2 protein-coding genes and 1 pseudogene are annotated in these 3,776 nt (G+C 70.5%); all 3 read left to right on the forward strand.

Going from position 1 to position 3,776, the window contains the following annotated elements; translation table 11 throughout:
• On the forward strand, nt 1-1,018 hold a 1,018-nt coding region (gene sucB / locus RIF68_RS30505), incomplete at its 5' end, for a 2-oxoglutarate dehydrogenase, E2 component, dihydrolipoamide succinyltransferase (protein WP_309054508.1).
• Nucleotides 1,019-1,138: 120 nt separating this feature from the next.
• Nucleotides 1,139-1,762 (forward strand): GntR family transcriptional regulator, encoded by a 624-nt coding sequence (locus tag RIF68_RS30510; RefSeq protein ID WP_309054509.1) that lies wholly within the window; start codon nt 1,139-1,141, stop codon nt 1,760-1,762.
• Between the two features lie 440 nt (nt 1,763-2,202).
• Nucleotides 2,203-3,776: pseudogene (locus tag RIF68_RS30515) on the forward strand (pyruvate dehydrogenase (acetyl-transferring), homodimeric type); the annotation flags it as partial.

The raw sequence follows: 3,776 nt of genomic DNA on the forward strand, positions 1-3,776 counted from the left end.
GCCGGCGCCCGCCGCCCAGACCCCGGCCCCGGCCGCGCAGACCCCGGCCCCGCAGGCCCCGGCGGCTCCGGCTCCGGCTCCGGCGGAGGACGGCGCGTACGTCACCCCGCTGGTCCGCAAGCTGGCCAACGAGAACGGTGTCGACCTGGCCCAGGTCAAGGGCTCCGGTGTCGGCGGCCGCATCCGCAAGCAGGACGTCCTCGCGGCCGCCGAGGCCAAGAAGGCCGCTCCGGCCCCCGCCGCGGCTCCGGCCGCCGCGAGCGCCGCGCCGAAGGCTCCCGCGCTGGAGGCCTCCCCGCTGCGCGGCCAGACGGTCAAGATGACCCGCATGCGCAAGGTCATCGGCGACAACATGATGAAGGCGCTGCACGGCCAGGCCCAGCTCACCACGGTGGTCGAGGTCGACATCACCAAGCTGATGCAGCTGCGCGCCCGGGCGAAGGACGCCTTCGCCGCCCGTGAGGGCGTCAAGCTCTCCCCGATGCCGTTCTTCGTGAAGGCGGCGGCCCAGGCGCTGAAGGCCCACCCGGTCATCAACGCCCGGATCAACGAGGACGAGGGCACGATCACCTACTTCGACACCGAGAACATCGGTATCGCGGTGGACTCCGAGAAGGGCCTGATGACCCCGGTCATCAAGGGCGCGGGCGACCTCAACATCGCCGGCATCTCCAAGGCCACGGCGGACCTGGCGGGCAAGGTGCGCGCCTCCAAGATCACGCCGGACGAGCTCTCGGGCGCGACCTTCACCATCAGCAACACCGGTTCGCGCGGTGCGCTGTTCGACACCGTCATCGTGCCGCCGAACCAGGTCGCCATCCTGGGCATCGGCGCCACCGTGAAGCGTCCGGCCGTCATCGAGACCCCCGAGGGCACCGTGATCGGCATCCGCGACATGACCTACCTGGCCCTGTCGTACGACCACCGTCTGGTGGACGGCGCCGACGCCGCCCGCTACCTGACGGCCGTCAAGGCGATCCTGGAGGCCGGCGAGTTCGAGGTCGACCTCGGTCTGTAAGGCACGGGGCCGAAAGGCAACGTAACAAGCCTCACCTGCGGTGTCCCCGTCCGGATGTGTTTCCGGGCGGGGACACCGCCGTATTGTCTAAGGGTCTAGAACTCCCGGAGGAGCCGCTTCATGACCGTCCCCGTCGTCCACTCGCTGCGCGAGCAGATCCGCGAGCACATCGTGGAGGGGATCGTCAGCGGCCGCTGGAAGCCGGGCGAGCGGATCGTGGAGCGCCGGATCGCCACGGAGCTCGAGGTCAGCCAGACCCCGGTACGGGAGGCGCTGCGCGAGCTGGAGTCGCTGCGGCTGATCGAATCGGCCCCCAACAAGGGCGTCCGGGTGCGGAACCTGACCGCGGCCGATCTGGAGGAGAGCTACCCGGTGCGGGCCGGCCTGGAGCAGATCGCCGCCGAGCTCGCGGCGCCCCGCCTGTCGGCCGACTGCTCGGCGCTGGAACCGCACGTGGAGGCCCTGTACCGGGCGGACGCCACCTCGGACGGGACCGCCCAGGTGCGGCACACGGTGGCCTTCCACCGGGAGCTGGTGAAGGCGGCCGGCAACGGCGTGCTGCTGCACACCTGGGAGGGCCTCGGCATCGAGGTCTTCACGGCCCTGTCGATCCGCTGGCTGGGGACGGTGCAGAAGTCGTACGCGGAGGAGCACCAGGAGCTGGTGGAGGCCTTCCGCCGGGGCGACCCGAACATCGGGAACCTGGTGAAGGCCCACGTCCTCGGCTGCGCCCCGCGCGCCTGACGCATCCGGTTCGGCATCCCCGCCCCCCCGTACACCCGGCGGCGGCGTCCCTCCCCCGCAGCCTGGGGAAACCGCCTGGCGCTCCGGCCACGAGTGGCCGAAAAGCGCCCTCCTTCCGGCCAGGAAACGTCCGTTTGCCGGGCGGACCTCGCTAATACCCCCGAAGCCCCGCCCTCGCGGGGCTTCGCTCATCCGTGCGTCACCGTCCTCATCCGACGCTCTCGGAACCCCTCCCCACCTGCGAAAACAAGGCACCGGGTGCCCCGATACGCGGCACCCTGTGCCGACTTTCCCGTTCGGCGGAACTTTCCTCGCCCCACCCTTTGATCGATCATCGATCGGCGGTTTACAGTCGTCGGCGGGCCGTACCCCGGCCTTCGCCCTGTCCTGCCAGACAAGGCCCCCCATCTTCACCCCCACCTGTCCGGAAGGCGGCGATCATGACCGATCCCGTAGGCAAGATTCCGAGCGAGCTCGACCAGCTCCCGGACCGTGACACCGAGGAGACCGCCGAGTGGGCGGCCTCCCTGGACGCCGTCACCAAGGCCGCCGGCCCGCACCGGGCCGCCTACCTGATGCGCCGCACGCTCCAGCACGCCGAGGGTGCGGGCCTGGCCCTCCCCAAGCTCCTGGAGACGGACTACGTCAACACCATCCCCACCTCCGCCGAGCCGGTCATCGACGGCGACGAGGAGATGGAGCGGAAGATCACCGCCTGGAACCGCTGGAACGCGGCCGCGATGGTCACCCGCGGCTCCAAGTACGGCGTCGGCGGCCACATCGCCACCTTCGCCTCCGCGGCCTGGCTCTACGAGACCGGCTTCAACCACTTCTTCAAGGGCAAGGAGTCCGGCGACGCCGCCGGTTCCGGCGACCAGCTCTACATCCAGGGCCACGCCTCCCCCGGCATCTACGCCCGCGCCTTCCTCGACGGCCGGCTGAGCGAGACCCACCTCGACAACTTCCGGCAGGAGTCCGGCGGCAACGGCCTGCCCTCCTACCCGCACCCGCGCCGCCTTCCCTGGCTGTGGGAGTTCCCGACCGTCTCCATGGGCCTCGGCCCGCTCTCCGCGATCTACCAGGCGCGCTTCAACCGCTACCTGACGAACCGCGGCATCAAGGACGTCTCCTCCTCGCACGTCTGGGCCTTCCTCGGCGACGGCGAGATGGACGAGCCCGAGTCGACGGCGGCCCTCGCACTCGCCGCCCGCGAGGGTCTGGACAACCTGACCTTCGTCATCAACTGCAACCTGCAGCGCCTCGACGGCCCGGTCCGCGCCAACTTCAAGATCGTGCAGGAGCTGGAGGCCCAGTTCCGCGGCGCCGGCTGGAACGTGGTCAAGTCGCTGTGGGGCAACGCCTGGGACGAGCTGTTCGCGCTCGACACCACCGGCGCCCTCGTCCGCCGCCTCCGCGAGGTGCCGGACGCGCAGGTCCAGACGTACCAGACCCGCGACGCCGCCTACATCCGCGAGGACTTCTTCGGCAAGGACCCGGCGCTCGTCGAGATGGCGAAGCTGCTGAGCGACGACAAGATCCTCGAGTGCTTCCACCTCTCCCGCGGTGGCCACGAGCCGCGCAAGGTGTACGCCGCCTACAAGGCCGCCCTGGAGTTCAAGGGCGCGCCGACGGTCATCCTCGCGCAGACCGTCAAGGGCTTCACCCTCGGTGAGGGTTTCGCGTCGAAGAACGCGAACCACCAGATGAAGAAGCTCTCCACGGACGAGTTCAAGAACATGCGCGACCTTCTCGAGCTGCCGATCTCCGACAGCCAGTTCGTCGACGGCGTGGTCCCCTACGGCCACCCCGGCGCCGACTCCCCCGAGGTCCGCTACCTCCAGGAGCGCCGCGCGGCCCTCGGCGGTCCCGCCCCGGCCCGCCGCGTGCACCCGCTCGCCCCGCTGCCGGCCCCGGCCGAGAAGGCCTTCACCGCCTTCGACAAGGGCTCCGGCTCGCAGTCGGTCGCGACCACCATGGCCTTCGTGCGCCTGATCAAGGACCTGGTCCGCGACAA

It is taken from the genome of Streptomyces sp., from assembly GCF_031178505.1.
In the GTDB taxonomy this organism is placed as follows: domain Bacteria; phylum Actinomycetota; class Actinomycetes; order Streptomycetales; family Streptomycetaceae; genus Streptomyces; species Streptomyces gulbargensis.